Origin of the sequence: Pantoea sp. App145, assembly GCF_047947045.1 — a bacterium.
In the GTDB taxonomy this organism is placed as follows: Bacteria; Pseudomonadota; Gammaproteobacteria; order Enterobacterales; family Enterobacteriaceae; genus Pantoea.
In genome coordinates, this window is record NZ_CP133290.1 from 711,018 (window position 1) to 730,889 (window position 19,872).

Consider the following 19,872-nt stretch of genomic DNA (forward strand, 5'->3'; position numbering starts at 1 on the left):
TATGCCTGGGCGGCCTGTGTCAGGCCGGGGCCACCAGATAGCGAACGTCGGGCATGTTTTCGCCCTGATGGAAGGCGTAGACCCGGCTCTGAATCTTGCGGTCGTTCATGGTGTAGCGTTCCTTTTCGCGCAGATGTTCCATCCAGGACCCCACCACAAAGGTTTCGACGAAAATGCCGGGTTGCAGCACGTCTTCATAAATCGACCAGTTGATCGCGCCACCACGACGCCGTACGCGGCGCATATCCTGCATACAGACGGTAAAATCATGAGCGTCTTCCGGGCGGATTCGATACTCGTAGCTCACCATCACCGGGCCACGATTGTGATGCACGTCCGGCACCGGGCTGTTGTCGCTGTCGTTCAGAATCTCAAGATTTAAATCAGGGTCCTGGTCGAGCCGCCAGCGCCAGACGGTGGCGCAGGATAAAAACATCCCCACAGCAGCAATCGACAGTGAAACCGGAATCGAGAAATGCGTCGCCAGTTGCCCCCATACGGCGCTGCCTACGGTCATGGAGCCGAAGAATGCCGTGAGGTACACCGCCAGCGCGCGGGCCTTGACCCATTTGGCGGCGCTACGCTGCGCGCCAAGATTGAGAGTGGAGAGCACCGCAATCCAGGCGAATCCGGTGAAGAATTCGCAGGCATTCAGCCACCAGAAATGACGGATAAACGCCAGCGCCAGCATGGTCAGGCCAAACATCAGGCTGGCCAGCACCATCAACCGATCGGCGCTGAATTTTTTGCGCAATCCCGGCAGTAACACCGCGCCACAGATGGCCCCGAGGCCGATACAAGCCAGCATAATGCCGTAGCCGCCGGGGCCGAGTCCCAGTTCACGTCTTGCCACCAGGGGTAACAAGGCCCATCCGGCGCTGCCAAACAGGAAGAAGGCGCAGGTGCGCACCAGCACATTGCGGAACACCGGTGCCGCATGGACATAACGCAATCCCACCCGCACCGCAGGGAAAAAGTGTTCCGGTGGCAGCCGCTGGATACTGGGGGCGGCCTGCCAGCGATACAGCACCCAGGCGACCCCGAGCACTGACAACGCATTGAGCAGAAACACCATCCACGGACCGGCAAATGACAGGATCAGGCCACCCAGCGCCGGACCAATGGCACGGCTGATGTTAATACCGAGAGAGTTAAGCGCGATGGCCGGGCCCAGCTCATTTTTGTTTACCAGGTCAGGCACGATGGCCTGGAAGGGCGGTGAACTCATCGCTGCGCCGGTGCTCAGCAGAAAGGCGGCAATCAGCAGCACGGCAGGTGTGACTAAACCGGCCCAGGAAAGCAGCGTCAGGCCGCTGGCGGCGATAAATACCCACAGCTGCGAAAACAGCAGATATTTACGGCGATCGACAATATCGGCCATCACCCCGGAAGGCAGCGCGAACAGAAACATCGGCAGACTGCTGGCCGCCTGCACCAGCGCCACCATTAAGGGATCGCTGCTGAGCGTCAGCATGCTCCAGTTGACGCCCACATCGTTCATCCATGAACCGATGTTGGACACCACCGTCGCCAGCCACAGCATACGGAAAACCGGTTGTCGGAGAGGCTGCCACGGTGAAGCGGCTTGCACCGGTAATTCGCTCGGGAGTTCGGCTCCGGCGCTGTGAATATCATTAACCTGTGCCATGGCGCAGCTCCTGCTTTGGCTTCACGCCGATGCGCCAGGCTCCCGGCCCTGTCAGCGCCAGCGTGGTAAAGATAATCAGCAGCAGCCAGCCAAACTGACCATCGGCGATCGACCAGTCCGGGTGAACCGCCAGCATCGCCACCAGCAATACGCCGATAATCGGCAGACAGGCCAGACGTGACCACCAGCCGAGGATGATCAGGATCGGGCAGATCACTTCTGCCACAATCGCCGGGATCAGGCTCATATACGGCCCCATGCCGAACGGGTCTTCGATACGCGTCAGTTCTTCCTGAAAATGAAACACTTTCGGTAAGCCATGGACATGCAAAAGTAACAGGCTGCCCGTCAGACGCAGGAAAAACAGCCCCAGATCGATCCGGGGCGGGATGGAGAAAAACGATGACGTTTTCATGATGTTAAAACGCAAAGCAGCTGCAACCGAGCGCGCCCCAGAAGGCGTTATCTTCGGCTACCGGGACATTGGCACCACGCGCAATATCATGCTGGTGGCTGTGGACTCCACAGGGACCGCTGCAATGATGCGCCTGCGGCATCATACCCACGCGGGTCATGGCATCCGGTGGCGCACTGCGGTAATGACCAGGCACCTTCACCACTGGTGACCATTCCGGCAACACCGGCAGCGTCGGTGGGGCTTCTGAGCTAAAGGATCCGGCGGCATACACCACGTTGCCATCCACCACCGTCAGCACTGACTCAATACCTTTGATTTCCTCTTCCGGTACGCTAAAGAAATCCTTACTCAGCACCGCCATATCTGCCAGCTGGCCGACTTTGATCTGTCCTTTTTTGCCCTGTTCACTGGAGAACCAGGCGCTGCCCTGAGTCCACAACATCAGCGCGGTGTCACGGTCGAGGCGGGCATTGACGTCATACATCTGCATGCCGCCCACAGTGCGGCCGGAAACCAGCCAGTAGAGCGCGGTCCACGGGTTGTAGCTGGCCACACGGGTAGCGTCAGTGCCCAGACCCACCGGGACACCGGTTTCCAGCATGCGCGCCACCGGCGGGGTGTGGCGGGTGGCCTCGATGCCATAACGTTCGGCAAAATATTCGCCCTGGAACGCCATACGATGTTGCACCGCAATGCCGCCACCGAGGGCTTTGATACGGTCGATATTTTTCTGCGTCACGGTTTCCGCATGGTCGAAGAACCAATGCAGGCCGTTAAATGGAATATCGCGATCCACTTTTTCAAACACATCCAGCATGCGGCTGATGGATTCGTTGTAAGTGGCGTGCAGACGGAACGGCCAGCGATGTTCCACCAGATGACGCACCACGCGCTCCAGCTCATCTTCCATCCCCGGGGCGAGGTCCGGGCGCGGTTCGAGGAAATCTTCAAAGTCAGCCGCCGAGAACACCAGCATTTCACCGGCACCGTTATGGCGGAAGTAGTCGCTGCCCTGGCCGGGCGTCAGCATATCGGTCCATTTTTCGAAATCTTCCAGTTCATGACCGGGACGCTGGGTAAACAGGTTATAGGCGATGCGCACCGTCATCTGCTTTTTGCTGTGCAGCTCGGCAATCACTTCATAATCGTCAGGATAATTCTGGAAGCCGCCGCCCGCATCGATGGCGCTGGTCAGGCCGAGGCGATTCAATTCACGCATAAACTGACGGGTGGAGTTGATCTGCAATTCCAGCGGCAGTTTCGGTCCTTTCGCCAGTGTGGCGTACAGGATCATCGCGTTGGGGCGGGCAATCAGCATACCGGTTGGGTTACCGTTGCTGTCGCGCTGGATTTCACCCCCTGGCGGGTTTGGTGTGTCTTTGGTGTATCCCACCACTTTCAGTGCGGCGCGGTTGAGCAGGGCGCGATCGTAGAGATGCAGAATAAACACCGGGGTGTCCGGTGCCGCGTCGTTGATCTCTTCCAGCGTTGGCATCCGGCGTTCGGCAAACTGGAACTCAGTCCAGCCACCGACAACGCGCACCCACTGCGGCGACGGGGTACGCAGCGCCTGCTCTTTTAACATGCGCAGCGCATCAGCCAGCGACGGTACGCCTTCCCAGCGCAGTTCCAGGTTGTAGTTGAGGCCGCCACGGATGAGGTGCAGGTGGGAGTCATTCAGACCAGGAATGGCAGTATGTCCCTTAAGATCAATCACTTTCGTGCCTTCGCAATGATGCTCCATCACTTCGGCCTCGCTTCCGACGGCCAGAAATTTGCCTTCACGAATCGCCACGGCGACAGCCACCGGGTTGGCGCGGTCAACGGTGTGGAATTTACCGTTGATTAAAATCAGCTCTGCTTTACCGAGCGTCACCATAGATCCTCCTGAACTGAGATGTCCGAATAGCAGGACGGGAAATGCGCGCTGTCGCAGGGCGTCAGAGCACCATCAGCTCAGGATTATGGTAAGCGGGGAGAAACGCCGTCTAGTTATACAAAGGGATACCTATACGTTCGTATACTTATACACAGAGATAATAGTCCGGTCATGTAATGCCCCCTAAACTGCGATCTGACAGTAACCAACCGGTGACTGCCACTTTTGCTCCGTATTTATGTTCGCGGAAATCCAGTTACTAACCTCAATGGGTACATTCATGTCCAACTCTAAGCTTGAAGTTCTGACCCCGCATAACAGCCAGATTATCTTTATCGATCAGCAACCGCAGATGGCGTTTGGCGTGCAGTCAATCGATCGTCAGGTACTGAAAAATAACACGGTCGCGCTGGCGAAAGCGGCGAAGGTATTTAACATTCCGACCATCATCACCACGGTCGAAACCGAGAGTTTCTCTGGCTATACCTACCCTGAACTGCTGGACGTGTTCCCGGGGCTGGATATCCTGGAACGTACTTCCATGAACTCATGGGACGATCAGAAAGTCCGTGATGCGCTGGCCGCTAACGGGAAGAAAAAAGTGGTGGTTTCCGGCCTGTGGACCGAAGTGTGTAACAACAGCTTCGCCCTGTGCGCCATGCTGGAAGGCGGCTATGAAATCTATATGGTAGCGGATGCCTCTGGCGGCACCTCAAAAGAAGCCCACGACTATGCCATGCAGCGCATGATCCAGGCTGGGGTGATCCCGGTAACCTGGCAGCAGGTGATGCTGGAGTGGCAGCGTGACTGGGCGCATCGTGATACCTATGACGCTGTAATGAAGATTGCCAAAGAGCATTCTGGTGCCTACGGCATCGGCGTTGATTACGCTTACACCATGGTGCACAAAGCGCCATCACGTCAGGAAAGCGAACATCGCACCCTGGCGCCGGTTCCGGCACGTTAATTCCCTTGCGATGACCGGCACTCTGATGTGCCGGTCTCAGGAGGATCATGATGAATCCTTTGATCATTTCTCTGGGGGCAGGCGTATTGGTCGGCCTGTTCTATGCACTGCTCCGGGTCCGTTCACCCGCACCACCGGCAATCGCGCTCATCGGTTTGCTGGGCATGATTATTGGCGGGCAGCTGATTCATCTGGTGAAGCCAGTGCAGCAGACCGCTGCGGTCACAAGCCACGTCGATAAGAGATCCTGACCATGCTGAAGTCATATGTTATTTCGCTGGTGGTGGGTATGCTGGCGGGCGTGATTTATGGTCTGATAGATGTCAATTCCCCTGCGCCGCCAGTGATCGCGTTGCTGGGATTATTTGGCATGCTGGTGGGGGAGCAACTGGTCCCGCTGGCGCAACGCCTGATCCGTCGCCAACCGGTAACCCTGGCCTGGTTCCGCCATGAATGTGTGCCCAAAATCAGTGGCACGCCACCACCTGGTGGAGAGAAGGGACCCTAAGGAATATCCTCACGTGCGCGTGAGGATTATCAGAGGATTACAGCATGACGCTACCACAGCACATTGTTATCGTTGATGATGAACGCTCAGTCCGTAATGGCCTGAGCAATTTACTGCATTCTGACGGATACACCACCAGCCTGTATGAATCGGGCGAAGAACTCCTCCAAAACGAGTCAGCATTAACCGGCGCGGCTATGCTGATCATCGACGTCAGATTGAAAGGAATGAGCGGTTTTGAACTTTACTCAGTCCTGAAACAACAATCCGTGGCTCTGCCCGTGGTTTTCATCTCTGCCGATCAGGAAGAATCCGTGCAGTGGTATGCGATTGCGCTGGGTGCGGTGACCTTTTTGCGAAAACCCATTGATGTTGATACGCTCCTGACCATTATCCGTAGCGAACTGTCGCAGGGGGAAACACCATAATGGGCATTATCTCTGTCCCGCAGGAAGGTAACGACGAAGCGAAGATCATCCTGCCGGAAGAGATAATGCTGACCCCGCTGGCGCAGGATGGCAGCATTGCCTGGTTGATGGGGCGATTTGCTGCCGGTGAAACCGTGCTGATCGCCACTGCCGCCAGTGACGAGGTGGCATTTCAGGCGACGCAGTTATTAAAAAACGAGCTGGCGTTGGCCCCGCATCTGGCTCCGCGCTGGGCGGTGAAACCGGCGGGCTTTACCCGTCACCAGGGGCACTATGCGCTGGTGTATCCGCAGTTTCCTTATCGAACGTTGGCGGGGATTATCGGGGTGCCGCCGGAGCAGATCGCGGATTATTTACGCAATGCTATTCAGCTATGTTTGCCATTGAGTCAGGCCCATCACCAGGGGATTGTGCACGGCGATATCAAACCCGCCCATCTGTTCCTGAATAACGACGGTTCCTACCGTCTGGGTGGCTTTGGGCTGGCCTCCGTCACCGTCGATTCCCAGCTGAAAAATTCGCTGCGTGCGTCGGGCGGCACGCTGGCTTACATGTCGCCGGAACATACCGGACGCACGCCTTATCCGGTCAGCAACCTCAGCGATCTCTACAGTCTGGGCGTGGTGTTGTATGAAATGCTCACCGGCAGGCTGCCGTTTGGTTCGCCCCAGGCGGGGCAGGCTGAGTGGATCCACCATCATCTGGCGACCGCGCCACGTCCACCAGAATCAATTCGCCCGGATGTCCCGGCGATGCTGTCGGCCATCATCCTGCGTCTGCTGGCAAAATCGCCCGCCGATGGTTATCAAACCATTGACGGCTTGCTGGCCGATCTGCGGCGCTGCAAGGCGACGCTGACGCAAGAGGGCACCATCGCCCCTTTTACCCTGGGTTTGCAGGAACGTTTCACGACGAATTATCGTGTTGAAACGCTGTTTACCGGCCATCCGCAGGCGCGGGAGTTACTGAACGCACTGGAGGAGGCGCAGCACAGCGGTACCCATCATCTGGTGATGATCGGCGGTGCGCCGGGATCAGGGAAGTCTGCCATCATTGCCTCGGCGCTGAAAAAGCTGCAGCACAAGCCCATTTTGTTGACGGTCGGCAAAGCCGATCAACATTCCCCCAAGGTGCCATACTCTGCGCTGAGCGCCGCCTTCCGTACCCTGACGTTGTATCTGCTCGGTCTGCCCGCGGCGGATGTACAGGTGTGGCGGACGCGCTTAACACGAGCGTTGGGCCATGATGTCGAGCTGGCAATTGAACTGGTGCCGGAACTGCGCCAGTTGCTGGATATTGCGCAACCTGTGGTCAGTACCGATCCGTTAATCGATGCGCGCGAACGTTTTCACCAGATGGCCGGTGCGTTAATCAAAGCGTTCGCCTCATCCGGTAAACCGCTGGTGATGTTGATTGATGACGTGCACTGGGCAGATCAGGCCAGCCTGCAACTGCTGGAGAGGGTGTTTCAGCGTAATGAGCATCTGCCATTCTTATTGGTGATCGCACATCGGGATGCGGAGTCGATGCCTTGTCGGCAGGTAGCCGGTTTTCTGGCACGCATCCAGAGTGCCGCAGCACGTATCACCCAGCTGACACCGCAGCCGCTTAACGTCAAAATGGTCGCCCGCTGGCTGGCGGGTATGTTGCATACCCGCACCAGCGGCACCAGCGAGCTGGCCCAGCTGATCCATGAGAAAACCGGTGGTAATCCGCTATTCCTGCAAGAGTTTTTTAAACAGGCTATCGATGACGGGCTCATCTTTTACACCAAAGATCCGCTGAAATGGCATTACGACCAGAGCGCGTTGCAGGCGCGTCAGTATACCGATAATGTCGCCAGCCTGGTGGTACGCCAGCTGGAGCGCATGCCTGAAGCGACCCGGCAACTGCTCGGCAGCCTGGCCTGTCTGGGGGGAAATGGTCAGCTGGCGCTGCTCAGCCAGATCCTGGGGGCTGGTCAGCGCAAAATTCAGGAGCGGCTGCGACCCGCCATCGCCGCAAAGTTTATTACCATCGTCAACGATGAATACACCTTCACTCATGACCGCGTCCATGATGCGGCCTTTTTGCTGATTGGTTTTAAGCAAAAGTTACGGATCCATCAACAGGCCGCCTGTCTGCTGGCGGAGTGTGCGCCGCGCGCCGAAGGTAACGAAACGCTGTTTCGCGCGGTGCACCATATTGCGATGGCGGCGGATGTGCCGATGACCCCGGCACAAAGTCGCAATTACTTTCGCCTCAGCCTTACCGCGGCGCAGCGCGCCAAACGCGCTGGCGATTACGCGTCGGCGTTACGCTATCTGCAAACGGCCCGCGCGCTGGATCAGCAGCAACCCACCTCTGACCATTTTTTACTGGGCTTCGAGGAAGCGGAGTGCCAGTTCCTGCAGGGCAATCTCAGCGCAGCACAGGCCCAGTGCACTGTGCTGCTGGGGATGCCGGGCAGCCTGACGGAGAAATCGGCGGCGGCTTGCCTGTCGGCTGAGATCCATATGCGGCAGTCAGACAACTATCTGGCACTGGAAACCGCGCTGGCCTGGCTGGCGGTGTTCGGTGTGCATTTCAATCGCTATCCGGATGAGGATGAGTGCAACGCGGCCTGGTACGCACTGAAAGCGCGCCTGGGGCCGGATCCGTCCGTCACCCTGGGTACGTTGCCGCTGATGGCGAACCGCGAAAAAGAGTCGGTGCTGAACCTGATGGCCAGCACCATTTTTGCTTCCTCTTATGACTGCCCGCAGTTGCACCTGCTGCTGGTGTGCAAAATGCTGGATATGACGCTGGACCACGGTATCAGTGGTGCGTCGGTGTTTGGCCTGTCATGGTTTAGCGTACTGATCACCGATCGCTACCAGGAATACCACTACGGCTTTAAATCCGGCATGTTAGCCACGCAGCTGGCCGAAAAGCACAACTTTGTGCGTTTTAAAGCGCGCACGTTGTTGCCGCTCGATCAGGTGGGGATCTGGACGCAGCCGCTGGCCTTCGCAATCGATTACGCGAAAAAAAGCTTTAACGTCGCGCTGGCGCACGGCGATAAATCCTTTGCCTGCCTGTCGTTGCGTCATCAGGTGATGAACTACCTGACGCGCGGTGATCATCTGGAGTCGGTGCAGACCACCATCGAACGTGGCCTGGCCTTTACGCAAAAATCTTTTTATCCCGATGTCGAAAACGTGCTGCTGATGCAGAAGCATTTTGTCATCCATCTGCGTGGCAGCAGCCATACCAAATTCAGCGGTATCGATCTCTATCCGACACAACTTACCGGCAGCGAGCCTGGGCCGGTGTCCGGTCCTAAAGCGATGGTGCTGTTCTGGTCATATTTGTATCGCGGTATGGCGCATTTTTATGCGGGCGAATATGCCCTGGCCTTGCCCTGTTTCGCCGAGGCGACGCAGCTGATAAGCGCCGTGCCTGGTTATATCTATCTGCTGGATTTACATTTCTTTAGCGCACTGAGCCTGACGGTGCCGCTGTCTGCCGGGCAGGCGAGCGCCAAAGTTCATCAACAGGCCCACAACCATTTTGACAAGATTGTCCAATGGTCGGTGCTTAATCCCGAGCTGTTTGCCGATAAAGCCGCGCTGATCGCGGCGGAACTTGCCCGCCTGCGCGGTGAAGTGGGCGAGGCGTTAAGCCAGTACGAGATGGCGATTAATTTGTCACGCAAGTCAGGTTATCAGCACATCAACGCACTGGCTTACGAGCTGGCGGGGTATTGCGCCAAAGGCTGGAAATTCGACGTGCCCGCCGATGCCTATTTAAAAGGGGCGATCAGCGGCTGGGAAAACTGGGGCGCACAGGCCAAGGTGCGCCAGCTGGAACAACGCTATCCGCAACTGGCGACGCAAAAACAAAGCTACGCGTTCACCACCATTCCCTTTGAAGACGAATCCATTCGTGACCTCGAAAGTGTGGTGACAGCGGTACGCGCCCTGACGGAGGAGATCAATCTTGACCGTCTGATCCATATTCTGATGCGGATGCTGCTGGAGCGCGCCGGGGCGCAGCGTTGCCTGCTGATTCGCGTGCTGGACGGCAATGTCCCGGAAACGGAAGCCTGGGCCGAAGCCAATGCCGATGGTGTAAAAGTCAGGATCGTCAAAGAACGGCCAGCCGCCACCGATTTGCCGCTGTCGGTGCTTTCCGCGGTGATCCGCACCGGGCAGGAGATTCGTACCGGTAAACCGGAAGATTTCAGTCCCTTCAGTCAGGACCCTTATCTGGTTTCCTCCGGCGCAGCCGTGATGTGTGTGCCGATGTTCAAGCAGGCCAATATGGTTGGGGTGTTATATCTGGAAAACCGGCTGATGCCGGATGTGTTCACCGCCGAGCAATCGCATATCGTCAAAACCCTCAGCGCGCAGGCAGCGGTATCCATTGAGACCGCGCGCCTGTATGCCGAATTGCTTGAGGAGAACATTCACCGCAGACGCGTGGAGAAGCAGCTGCGCGCCAGCCAGACCTCCCTGATGATGGGGGAGAAAATCAGCCATACCGGCACCTGGAGCTGGGATATCGGGCAGGACCGACTGTCTGTGTCGGATGAGTATATGCGTATTCTCGGTCTGCCCGAGCAGCAGCAAAGCTGGTCGATGGCGGATTTCATGACCGTTGTGCACCCTGACGACTTTCAATGTATTAATGAGCTGGTGCGCGACAGTGTGCAGAACGGCATCAGCATGCAGGCGGAATTTCGCATCATCCGGCCAAATGGCGAATATCGTTATATCAAAGGAATTGGCGATCCGGTGGAGAACTGGCCGGAAGTCAAAGAATACTTTGGCACCATTTCCGACATTACCGTACAACGTCGGGCAGAGGATGCGGCGCGTATGGCACAGGCCGATCTCGCCCGGGTTTCGCGCGCCACCACCGTAGGGCAGTTAACCGCCTCGATCGCGCACGAAATCAACCAGCCATTAATGTCGATCGTGGCCCATGCCGGTGCCAGCCAGCGCTGGCTGAAACGCGAACCCCGGCATATCGAGAATGCCTGTTTCAGCCTGGATGAGATTTTGCAGGAAGGAAAACGCGCAGGTGACATTATCCGGGGCCTGCAGGCGTTAACCCGCAAACATGACTCGGTATTTGCTAAAGCGAACCTGCATTTGATTGCGCGCGATATTCTGGCACTGTCACGCGCGGAGATTGAAAGAAAATGGATCTCGCTGGAGCTGAAACTGCATGCCGATTGTGCCGAGGTGTATTGCGACCGCATTCAGATTCAACAGGTGCTGCTGAACCTGGTGGTGAACGCTATTGATGCCATGACCGGCATTGAACAGCGTCCGCTAATTCTGACACTGGCGACCTCCAATCCCACACCCGACACCATTCGCTTTGAAGTTCATGACACGGGATCTGGCATTCCTGATGAGGTGCTGGAACATATTTTTGATTCGTTCTACACCACCAAAAAAGAAGGGATGGGAATGGGGCTGACCATTAGTCAGGGGATCATCAAAAAACACTGTGGCGAACTGCGCGGGGAAAACCGGGCTGAGTATGGCAGCCGCTTCTGGTTTACCTTACCCGTCGAGCCGCCAGCCAGTGCTTAACCCTTAACGACGGCGCGTGCTGAGAATATTCAGCCGTTCGGCAGCACGCACCAGGTCAGAAAGGGAACGGACATTCATCTTTTCCATCACCCGGCGTTTATGCACCTTAGCGGTAATTTCACTGATGCCCATCTCCGCAGCAATCTGCTTGTTCAGCAGACCACTGATTGCCAGCATCATGACTTCGCTTTCACGTGGGGTCAGTGACTGATGGCGAACCGTCATGTCATATTTTTCCTGTGAAGAAACCAGGTTTTCTTCCGCAATCAACAGCGCTTCTGCCACCGCCTGTAATATCCGCTCCGGGTCGACCGGTTTGGTCAGGAATTCACAGGCACCGGTTTTCATCGCTTTAACGGTAACAGGAATGGTGCCGAACCCGGTGAGGAAAATGGTAGGAATAACATAACCGCGCTCATTTAAGGTATTTGCTACGGCAAAGCCATCCGCACCCGGCATATTAATATCCAGAATCAGACAACTGGGAACGGCGTTGAAGGTGTGATCAAGAAATGCCTGAGCAGTGGAAAAAACAATAACGTCATAATCTTCTGAACTGAGCAGATTACTCAGAGCAGATCTCACCGATTCGTCATCATCTACAACATAAACTAAGTGATTCATAGAAGGACTCTTCTCAACCTGAATTTCACGGATGTTTAAACGTTGTGCTTAATATCCAATATACTGCGAAAAGACACAGGTTCAACCTGCGTAAAGATGTAGGGGTGTTAGCATAACGCCGGATGTTATCACAATAAGTCTGATTATCATCAGCGAATGTTGCAATGTGAAGATAAGGCATAACTTATTGACCCGAATGGTTAATTATTGATCGGAATTCAATCGACCAATTAAAAGAGCGGTATACGTTCAAACTTTTTGCGATATTCGCGCGGGCTCAGTGTGCGGTGCTGGCTAAATATGCGCGAGAAGTAGAGGGGATCACCGTAGCCGACTGCGCGTGCCACCTGGGCAATCGGCAGCTGGGTTTGCTGCAACAAATCACAGGCGCGTGAAACGCGCTGGCGCTCACGCCAGCCATAAATGGTATGTCCCATCTCACGCTTGAACAGATGCGCCAGCCGGGAAGGGGATAAAAACGTCATCTGTGCCAATTGTTCCACCCGCGTCTCTTCGGCCAGATGTTCATTGATGTAATGGCAGACTGTCTGAATACGTGGGTCACGGTTATGACGGTTGCTGGTGGGTTGCCGCTGGAATGCATCCAGAATAATGCGTTCCAGCGTGTTCATTGCTATCGCTTCTGCCAGCGGCTCTGCTGCGGCATTCCAGTGAATAACCTCTTTAAACAGCTGCACCATGTGCTGCAACAGGGGCGTATCGCCGCATGCCATACGGCCTATCTGCCCCTGGTTACGATCCCAGTGTAACCAGTCGATCCAGTAGGGACGAGGCACAAAATAAATCCACAAATGATCCCAGGCGGGGCTTTCTTTAGCGCGACCGTAATGATGCAGCACCCCCGGCGGAAACAACAGCATCTCTCCTTGCTGGCAACGGAATTCTCCGTCAGCGTGATGAATAATACCTTCACCTTTTAGCGTGATATTGAGCAGATAACCTTTCATCCCCTGGGGTCGGTGAATAAAGAAGTCGAGCTTGCTGCCGGGGCTGATTGGCGTATATCCCGACACCATAAAGGCGTTAAAGGTGAAACTTTTCACCAGCGGGGAGAAATTCATCATGTCGGCATCGCTCAACTCAACCATCTGCATCATTCCTGCGAATTAGAGTGCGGGAAGTATAACGACGCCCCCCGTCATAATCGCTGAGCAGAGGGCGCTTTTGCGGCGTGGCGCAACTTTAGTGTTGTAGCGGCTCCCGAACCACCGGCGTCATGACCGGGTTATTTTGCTGATAGCGGCCCGCTGCCAGGTCCTGTGCCACCTGGTGATAGAAATCATCCAGTTTGTAGAAATAAAGCAGCCCGAAGTTGAGTAGCGCCAGCAAGAGCGGGAAAAAGATAAACAGAAACTCGATAGTGTTCAGCACTGACGCTGATTGTACGGCATTGCCGCCGCTGACAAATCCGACTGCGCCAAGCACCCAGCCGACACTGGCGGTACCTAACCCCATGCCCAGCGTCTGCCCGAGGGTACCGGCACTGAACAAAATGCCCTCAATACGTAACCCGGTACGCCATTCGCCGTAGTCAATGGTATCGGCCAGCAAGGCAAACATGGTGGCCCCAATGCCACAGAAGCCGACGCTGCGCACGGCAGTGGCGATGATCACAAACAGCGCATCCTGTTTATTCAGCAACGGAATCAGATAGGCGACCGAGCAGACCAGTAAACCCAGCATCGCCAGACGCCGCTTACCCAGTTTTTTCAGCAACAGCGGGATGATCATCAGGGTCAGCAGACCAGGGATGTATTGCGCCATGCTGATATAAGCAATCAGGGAGACATCGCGCAGAATGTATTTCGAATAATATACCCCCACGGCGGAGAGTGCGGTCAGGCTGGTAAAGGTAATCAGCAGATAGAAAAAGATCATCAGCCAGTAACGGTTCGCCAGCATGGAACTCACCACCTGACGTGCATTGATGCGCTGGCTGTTGTCACTGCGCACCGGCTGGACACGTTCACGCGTGCCCAACGCCGTCAGGAACAGACAGAGCGCGGTAAAGAAGCCAAAGATGGCAAACACGATGACCCAGGAGGTACTGCTGTTGCCGAAGTGCGCGACCAGCGGCAGGGTGAACACACCGACTGTCAGCGAGCCACAGGTCGATAGCCCCTTACGGAACACACTCAGAATGCCGCGCTGGTACGCATCACGGGTGATCAACGCCAACAGTGAACCATAGGCGATGTTATTGGCGGTAAAACAAATGTTTGCCAGCAGATAGGTGATACACACATAAGTCACCTTCAGGCTATCGCTGACGTTCGGCACCGTCGCCATCAAAAAGGCCGACAAACCAAAAGGCAGTGCGCTCCACAGTACCCAGGGACGCGCTTTGCCGAGACGCGAACGGGTTTTATCGATTCGGATACCGACAAAGATACAGATCACCCCATCCAGCACCCGGGCGAAGAACATCAGCGAGCCAATCAGCAGGGCGGAAATTCCAACGACATCGGTATAAAAATAGGCGAGGAAGGTCACCATCAGGGTGTAAGTCAGGTTGGTGCCATAATCACCGATGCCAAAGGCCAGGCGTTCAGCGAGGCCAATGCGTTGCAGGTCATCCGTCGGGGTAGCGGTTTTCATTGTGCCTCCTCCAGTTCAACAATCGCTACATCCCAGTCGGCCAGCGTGAGTGTCTCGCCGCGTTGCCAGTGCCGCTGGCGCAACAATTCCCGTCCACGCGTGAATGACAGAGTGACCTGTTGCGGCTGGCTGCTAAAGTTGAGATAAAACAGCACGGTGTTACCGGCACGATTGGTGCCGCGTTTAACCACCACCGGGAAGCGGTGGCCTTCAGCGTCATCGGCCAATCCCAGTCGCTGGCGCAGCGTACATAACACGCTCTCCAGCGCGCCCTCGCTGATGCAGCATCCGATATAGGTGGCGCTGCCACGGCCAAATTGATTGTGAACGATGGCGGCATATTTGCCCCAGTAAGGATGCTGATAACGCGCCCAGATTTCCGCATTCGGGTTCTCCGTTTCCAGTAGCTCCATCCAGTGATCAACCCGGGTTGCCTGCGGGGGCAGGTCCAGCACATCCGACTGCAAGGTGACGTCATGCGGTTCGACAAACAACTGATAGCTGGCCCCAATCGCTTCGCGAATCACGCCCGGCTGGCGTTCATGACGCACTTTCAGATGCTGATTGGCAAAACCTGACTTAAACGAATACAGCACATGACCGCCGTCAGCCACGAACCGGTTTAATCGTTGCAGCACGTCATCAGACACGGCGTACATTAGTGGCGCGATCAGTAACTGATATCGGCTGATGCGCGGGTCGTCAACGGTGAGAATATCTACCTCGATATTCAGCCGGTAAAGGGCATCATAATAGCTGCGGAACAGATCGTTGTACTGATGCTCTTTGTGACGGCCAAACTGGTGTCCCTGATACGGGTGCCAGTCAATGGCGGTCAGGCAGGTGTTGCTGACCAGCAGCGCCACCCGATTCTGTTTCTTTAATCCGGCCAGTTGCGGCGACAGCCGGGACAGTGTCTGACCAATCTGTTGCGCCTCATGGTAAATCGGGTTGGGTTGCAGATCATGGCTGAGCAAGCCCTTCCAGTAGGTTTCATAGGCGTTGTGGAGAGAATGCCAGTGCCAGTAACCGATCATCGCCGCACCCGAGGCAATATGGCTGAACGCCTGTAGGCGCAGCTGCCCGGGATAAGGGGTCCAGTTTTTGAAGGCCTGCGCCTGGGTTTCCAGCACCAGATAATTGTTATCTTTGGTGGTGCGGGCGATATCACCGGCGAAGGCGATTTCAGCGCCGGTCAGCTGATGCTGGCTGGGATGATAGATATCGACGCCGGTAATATCGAGCGCGGCAGAAGCGGCGAAATGATCGACCTCGCCACGCAGCCCATAAGACCAGGTGCGCCATTCAAAATCGAAGTTATGGGTGATGAATTGCTCTGGCCGCCGGTATTCGCTGACAAGCTCAGCCTGCCAGGCAAGGAATTGTTCAACCAGCTGACGCTGATATTGCTGGAAAGCCGCGCCGAGACTGGCATTGATGGTACTCTCCAGCGGTGGGAAGTCTTCCCAGGCGTCGATACGGTTGCTCCAGTAATCCAGCCCGAACTCCGCATTGAGGCGGTCGAGATCGCCAGCAAACCGCTGCTGCAAATGCTGCACAAAATCACGCTGTACATGCGCACCGCAGGTATCGTAATACTTGGTTTCGTTGTCGATTTGAAAACCAATCACTGCGGGGTGCTGCGCCGTGGCGCGCAGTAATGCGCGGATAATCCGTTCGGCGTAACGCAGATAGATGGGGCTGGTAATATCCATCTTCTGGCGATGACCATATTTGTTCACGCCCTGGGGTGTGGTCGCCATCACGGACGGGTGTTTCTTTGCCAGCCAGCCCGGTATCGCATAGGTGGGGGTGCCGACAATCACCGCAATCTGGCTGGCATGCATGCGGTCCAGCACGGTGAGCACGCTGGAGAAATCAAATTCCCCGTCGTGCCGTTCGAAGGTGCTCCAGGTACTCTCGGCAATGCGCACCACATTGATACCGGCAGCCTTCATCAGGCGGATGTCTTCATCCAGCCGTTCCTCAGGCAAGTATTCGCGATAATAGGCCACACCATACAACAGCTTATCCATCTCATTTCCTCCACTGCATGCGTTATGGCGCTACGTTAGCGGAATGAGATGGGCCAAAGATAAAATTTGCTGTCACGAACATAGAGAAACTCGCTCCCGCCTTAAGTCCATGAACTGCATCACAAAATGGCAGAAGGGTCGGGAAGGATAAACCAGCCCGGAACGGACTGGTTCAGGAGAGAAGGTCAATCAGGCACGTATAAAGGCAAGCAAATCAGCGTTGATCACATCCGCATGGGTGGTGTGCATCCCGTGGGGAAAGCCGGGATAAATTTTCAATGTGCTGTCCTGCAGTAGTTCATCCTGCAGCAATGCGGAATCTTTATAGGGCACCACCTGATCGTCGTCGCCCTGCATCACCAGCGTCGGGACGGTTATCGCCTTTAAATCTTCCGTCTGATCGGTTTCCGAGAAGGCTTTGATACCATCGTAATGTGCTTTAGCTCCGCCAATCATCCCCTGACGCCACCAGTTCTGAATCGTGCCTTGGGAAACCTGCGCGCCTTCACGGTTGAAGCCATAGAACGGACCTGAAGCCACATCCAGATAGAACTGTGCGCGATTCGCCGCCAGCCCAGCACGAAAGCCATCAAACACCTCTAATGGTGTACCCTCGGGATTACCCGGTGTTTTCAACATCAGAGGCGGTACCGCGCTAATCAGCACCGCTTTGGCGACGCGGCCCTGTGGCTGTCCATATTGGGCGACATAACGTGCGACCTGGCCGCCACCGGTGGAATGTCCGATATGCACCGCATTATGCAGGTCAAGATGTTCAGCTACAGCTGAGGCATCTGCCGCGTAATGGTCCATATCATGTCCTTCACTGACCTGATCCGACCGGCCATGACCGCGCCGATCAATCGCGATAACCCGGAATCCTTCTGCCAGAAAGAACAACATCTGATTGTCCCAGTCATCGGCGCTTAATGGCCAGCCGTGATGGAAGACAATCGGTTGAGCTTCTTTAGGTCCCCAGTCTTTGAAGAAGATATTCACGCCATCTTTCGTCGTTACAAAAGCCATAGAACAGACTCCTATCAGTTAAGGATTGTTTTGAGCTGATGAGTAGCGGCACTGAGGGTGTTAACCCCCGCAACAGTATAGTCGCAGGCACGCAGAAACGACGGCGTATGGCGGGGGTTATTCGAGGGTGTAGCTGATCAGTTCAGCAGCAGGCTCGATGTGGTTCACATAACGTGCGCTGTCGATTTTATACGATGCGCCAGCCTCTTTAGACTGCATTACCACGCGGGCCTGGGCATCATCCAGCGGTGTGCCGTGGGCTTGTGCAAAGCTTGAGAATGAAAGGAATAGTAGAGTCATGCTGGTGGCAAAAATGTTGATATATTTCATGATAATTTCCTGTGTCGCTCAATTCAGGGGAAGCTGATGCTTCGATTGGGTAAATTGTAAGCACATGGCAGGGGGAACTGAATACCTGATCTCTGGCGGAGTCTTTCAGATAATTTGAATGAGGCGTGAGGTGGCGGGTGTGACTTTTTGCTGAAGGATCAATTATATCTTCGTATAGCTATCCATCTGTATAACTTACTTTTTTTCAATTCCTGCAGATAATCGCTTAGATTTCCCCATTACATAGCGAGTGAACCATGAATAATCACCCTCTGAAGTTTGTCACCCTGACCTGTAGCCTGCGTAGCGGCTCGGTCAATGCGGCGATTGCCAGCACATTACCGGAACTGGCTCCCGAGGGCGTGGTTTTTACCGCGCTGGGATCGCCGGGGGAATTCCCGCATTACAGCATGGACACGGAACTGGAGGGGTTTCCTGCGGCCGTGGTCGCCATGGCAGAACATATCGCCGAGGCTGATGGCCTGGTGATCATCACCCCGGAATATAACCATTCTATTCCGGGCTTGCTGAAGAATGCCCTCGACTGGCTGTCTCGTGTCAATCCGCAACCGCTGGCCGGAAAGCCCGTGCTGATTCAGTCTGCCTCGCCGGGTAAGTTAGGCGGGGTGCGCGCGCAGCTGCATCTGCGACAGATCCTCGCTTATTTCGATGCCAAAGTGCTGAATAAGCCGGAAGCGATGATTGGCGATGTCGGCCATAAGGTGGTGGATGGCGTGCTGGTCGATGAGGACACCAAACGTTTCCTCGCGCGCCAGTTAGTGGCCTTTGCGGAATTTGCCGGCAAATAACCTGATCCTTTCCTTCCCCGAGCGGGCGATGCTGGTGCATTGCCCGTTTTTTTTGCTCCATTCTGGTTCAACCCATCGTAACAAGATCCTCCCTGCGGCATTTGATCCACTGAAAAAGCACAAATCATAATATTGGCACACTTAATGCTTATACATTGTTGAACAAACAACACCAGAGGCTTTCCACTATGAAAACGATGTTACGCATGGCCTGTCTTGCAGCACCTGTGTTCTTCAGCGTCGCGCAGGCTGCCACCCTTGTGCCTGGCAGCCTGACCATTGGCTCGGACCTGACGTATCCGCCGTATAACTTCTTAAAACAGGATAAACCTGCCGGTTTTGATGCCGAGTTTATTGATCTGATCGCCGCGCCGCTGAAACTGAAACCGGTGGTGAAGGACACCCGTTTTGCCAGCCTGATCCTCGGCTTAAAGAGCGATAAGTTCGACATTGTCGCTTCAACACTCTATGTCACGCCAGAGCGTGCACAGCAGGTGGATTTTCTGCCGTATATGAAAACCGGGGGTTCTTTGCTGGTCACCGCCAGTTCCAGCTTTGCGCCTGAAAAGCCGGAAGATCTGTGCGGCAAACGCGTCGCTTCGATCAAAGGCGGTGCCTGGATTGCGCGTCTGAATAAAGTGTCAACGGACTATTGCCAGCCGAAAGGGCTGTGTGCCATTTCGGTACGCGAGTTCCCGACTTCACCGGAAGCCACTCAGGCACTGCTGTCGTCAGCGGTGGATGTGCAATATGAAGATGCTGCGGTGGCAAAAGCGACGGTCGAAAAGACCGGGCAGCGTCTGAAAATCTCTTCCCACCAGATGATTTATCCGGTAGTGGTCGGCCTGGCGGTGAATAAGGACAACCCGCAGCTGCTGAACGAACTGAAAACCTCATTCGCGCAGAAGGTAAGTGACGGCAGCTATCGTGCGCTGTTGCAAAAGTACAACCTGCAAATGCCGGACGCGGATGAAATCACCAAAGCATTGGCTGGCACGCTGTAAATAACGGAT

The 19,872-nt window shown here is 55.4% G+C and carries 16 protein-coding genes; 7 read left to right on the top strand and 9 right to left on the bottom strand.

From position 1 onward, the window contains the following. Positions 1-19: 19 nt before the first annotated feature. Genes RCF31_RS03205 through RCF31_RS03215 form a run of 3 tightly spaced genes read right to left on the bottom strand, consistent with a single transcriptional unit; the run spans position 20 to position 3,945 of the window. A complete protein-coding gene (locus tag RCF31_RS03205) occupies positions 20-1,648 on the bottom strand; it encodes an MFS transporter (protein WP_416412476.1) in 1,629 nt (542 codons plus the stop codon). Continuing rightward, entirely contained in the window at positions 1,635-2,063 is a 429-nt protein-coding gene (locus RCF31_RS03210; RefSeq protein WP_084878462.1) for a DoxX family protein, read from the bottom strand. Before RCF31_RS03210 ends, RCF31_RS03205 begins: the two co-directional genes overlap by 14 nt. Positions 2,064-2,067: 4 nt before the next feature. Then, complete coding sequence (locus RCF31_RS03215) at positions 2,068-3,945, bottom strand: amidohydrolase (protein WP_299453112.1); 1,878 nt, start codon at positions 3,943-3,945, stop codon at positions 2,068-2,070. A gap of 280 nt (positions 3,946-4,225) precedes the next feature. On the opposite strand from RCF31_RS03215, the gene RCF31_RS03220 reads away from it, so the two are divergent. From RCF31_RS03220 to RCF31_RS03240, 5 genes are read left to right on the top strand one after another with little or no spacing between them, the layout of a single operon-like run. After that, complete coding sequence (locus tag RCF31_RS03220; RefSeq protein ID WP_084874831.1) at positions 4,226-4,912, top strand: hydrolase; 687 nt, start codon at positions 4,226-4,228, stop codon at positions 4,910-4,912. Positions 4,913-4,962: 50 nt separating this feature from the next. Next, on the top strand, positions 4,963-5,163 hold the full coding sequence (locus tag RCF31_RS03225) for a DUF1427 family protein (RefSeq protein ID WP_416413200.1): 201 nt from the start codon (positions 4,963-4,965) through the stop codon (positions 5,161-5,163). Between the two features lie 2 nt (positions 5,164-5,165). After that, positions 5,166-5,420: a XapX domain-containing protein gene (locus RCF31_RS03230; protein ID WP_299453109.1), complete on the top strand. Its 255-nt coding sequence runs from the start codon at positions 5,166-5,168 to the stop codon at positions 5,418-5,420. Between the two features lie 44 nt (positions 5,421-5,464). Next, positions 5,465-5,848, top strand: coding sequence for a response regulator transcription factor (locus RCF31_RS03235; RefSeq protein WP_299453108.1), 384 nt, complete (start codon positions 5,465-5,467; stop codon positions 5,846-5,848). Then, positions 5,848-11,415: an AAA family ATPase gene (locus RCF31_RS03240; protein ID WP_416412477.1), complete on the top strand. Its 5,568-nt coding sequence runs from the start codon at positions 5,848-5,850 to the stop codon at positions 11,413-11,415. The genes RCF31_RS03235 and RCF31_RS03240 overlap by 1 nt, the downstream gene beginning before the upstream one ends. A 3-nt stretch (positions 11,416-11,418) precedes the next feature. Here the strand turns inward: RCF31_RS03240 and RCF31_RS03245 are convergent, their stop codons facing one another. From RCF31_RS03245 to RCF31_RS03270, 6 genes are all read right to left on the bottom strand, one after another. Continuing rightward, positions 11,419-12,039 carry a response regulator transcription factor gene (locus RCF31_RS03245; RefSeq protein ID WP_299453104.1) on the bottom strand — a complete coding sequence of 207 codons (621 nt, stop codon included), beginning with the start codon at positions 12,037-12,039 and terminating at the stop codon, positions 11,419-11,421. A gap of 230 nt (positions 12,040-12,269) precedes the next feature. Continuing rightward, a complete protein-coding gene (gene araC / locus RCF31_RS03250) occupies positions 12,270-13,148 on the bottom strand; it encodes an arabinose operon transcriptional regulator AraC (protein ID WP_299453102.1) in 879 nt (292 codons plus the stop codon). A gap of 94 nt (positions 13,149-13,242) precedes the next feature. Continuing rightward, a complete protein-coding gene (locus RCF31_RS03255) occupies positions 13,243-14,658 on the bottom strand; it encodes an MFS transporter (protein WP_416412478.1) in 1,416 nt (471 codons plus the stop codon). Further along, entirely contained in the window at positions 14,655-16,694 is a 2,040-nt protein-coding gene (locus RCF31_RS03260; RefSeq protein ID WP_416412479.1) for a beta-galactosidase, read from the bottom strand. The genes RCF31_RS03255 and RCF31_RS03260 overlap by 4 nt, the downstream gene beginning before the upstream one ends. Positions 16,695-16,883: 189 nt before the next feature. Then, positions 16,884-17,720, bottom strand: a complete 837-nt coding sequence (locus RCF31_RS03265) for an alpha/beta fold hydrolase (RefSeq protein WP_416412480.1) — start codon at positions 17,718-17,720, stop codon at positions 16,884-16,886. Between the two features lie 117 nt (positions 17,721-17,837). After that, positions 17,838-18,050: a DUF1471 domain-containing protein gene (locus tag RCF31_RS03270; protein WP_299453084.1), complete on the bottom strand. Its 213-nt coding sequence runs from the start codon at positions 18,048-18,050 to the stop codon at positions 17,838-17,840. 257 nt (positions 18,051-18,307) lie between these two features. Between RCF31_RS03270 and RCF31_RS03275 the strand changes: the two genes are divergently transcribed. After that, entirely contained in the window at positions 18,308-18,859 is a 552-nt protein-coding gene (locus RCF31_RS03275; protein WP_416412481.1) for an NADPH-dependent FMN reductase, read from the top strand. 188 nt (positions 18,860-19,047) lie between these two features. Beyond that, the gene (locus RCF31_RS03280) at positions 19,048-19,863 is read left to right on the top strand and encodes an ABC transporter substrate-binding protein (protein WP_416412482.1); all 816 of its coding nucleotides are present in this window, start codon (positions 19,048-19,050) and stop codon (positions 19,861-19,863) included. Positions 19,864-19,872 lie beyond the last annotated feature (9 nt).

Coding starts and splice junctions, on each gene's coding strand:
- RCF31_RS03245 (WP_299453104.1), bottom strand. CDS start 12,039: ATGAATCACTTAGTTTATGTTGTAGATGATGACGAATCGGTGAGATCT.
- RCF31_RS03260 (WP_416412479.1), bottom strand. CDS start 16,694: ATGGATAAGCTGTTGTATGGTGTGGCCTATTATCGCGAATACTTGCCT.
- RCF31_RS03240 (WP_416412477.1), top strand. CDS start 5,848: ATGGGCATTATCTCTGTCCCGCAGGAAGGTAACGACGAAGCGAAGATC.
- RCF31_RS03225 (WP_416413200.1), top strand. CDS start 4,963: ATGAATCCTTTGATCATTTCTCTGGGGGCAGGCGTATTGGTCGGCCTG.
- RCF31_RS03275 (WP_416412481.1), top strand. CDS start 18,308: ATGAATAATCACCCTCTGAAGTTTGTCACCCTGACCTGTAGCCTGCGT.
- RCF31_RS03205 (WP_416412476.1), bottom strand. CDS start 1,648: ATGGCACAGGTTAATGATATTCACAGCGCCGGAGCCGAACTCCCGAGC.
- RCF31_RS03255 (WP_416412478.1), bottom strand. CDS start 14,658: ATGAAAACCGCTACCCCGACGGATGACCTGCAACGCATTGGCCTCGCT.
- RCF31_RS03235 (WP_299453108.1), top strand. CDS start 5,465: ATGACGCTACCACAGCACATTGTTATCGTTGATGATGAACGCTCAGTC.
- RCF31_RS03265 (WP_416412480.1), bottom strand. CDS start 17,720: ATGGCTTTTGTAACGACGAAAGATGGCGTGAATATCTTCTTCAAAGAC.
- araC (WP_299453102.1), bottom strand. CDS start 13,148: ATGGTTGAGTTGAGCGATGCCGACATGATGAATTTCTCCCCGCTGGTG.
- RCF31_RS03270 (WP_299453084.1), bottom strand. CDS start 18,050: ATGAAATATATCAACATTTTTGCCACCAGCATGACTCTACTATTCCTT.
- RCF31_RS03230 (WP_299453109.1), top strand. CDS start 5,166: ATGCTGAAGTCATATGTTATTTCGCTGGTGGTGGGTATGCTGGCGGGC.
- RCF31_RS03215 (WP_299453112.1), bottom strand. CDS start 3,945: ATGGTGACGCTCGGTAAAGCAGAGCTGATTTTAATCAACGGTAAATTC.
- RCF31_RS03220 (WP_084874831.1), top strand. CDS start 4,226: ATGTCCAACTCTAAGCTTGAAGTTCTGACCCCGCATAACAGCCAGATT.
- RCF31_RS03280 (WP_416412482.1), top strand. CDS start 19,048: ATGAAAACGATGTTACGCATGGCCTGTCTTGCAGCACCTGTGTTCTTC.
- RCF31_RS03210 (WP_084878462.1), bottom strand. CDS start 2,063: ATGAAAACGTCATCGTTTTTCTCCATCCCGCCCCGGATCGATCTGGGG.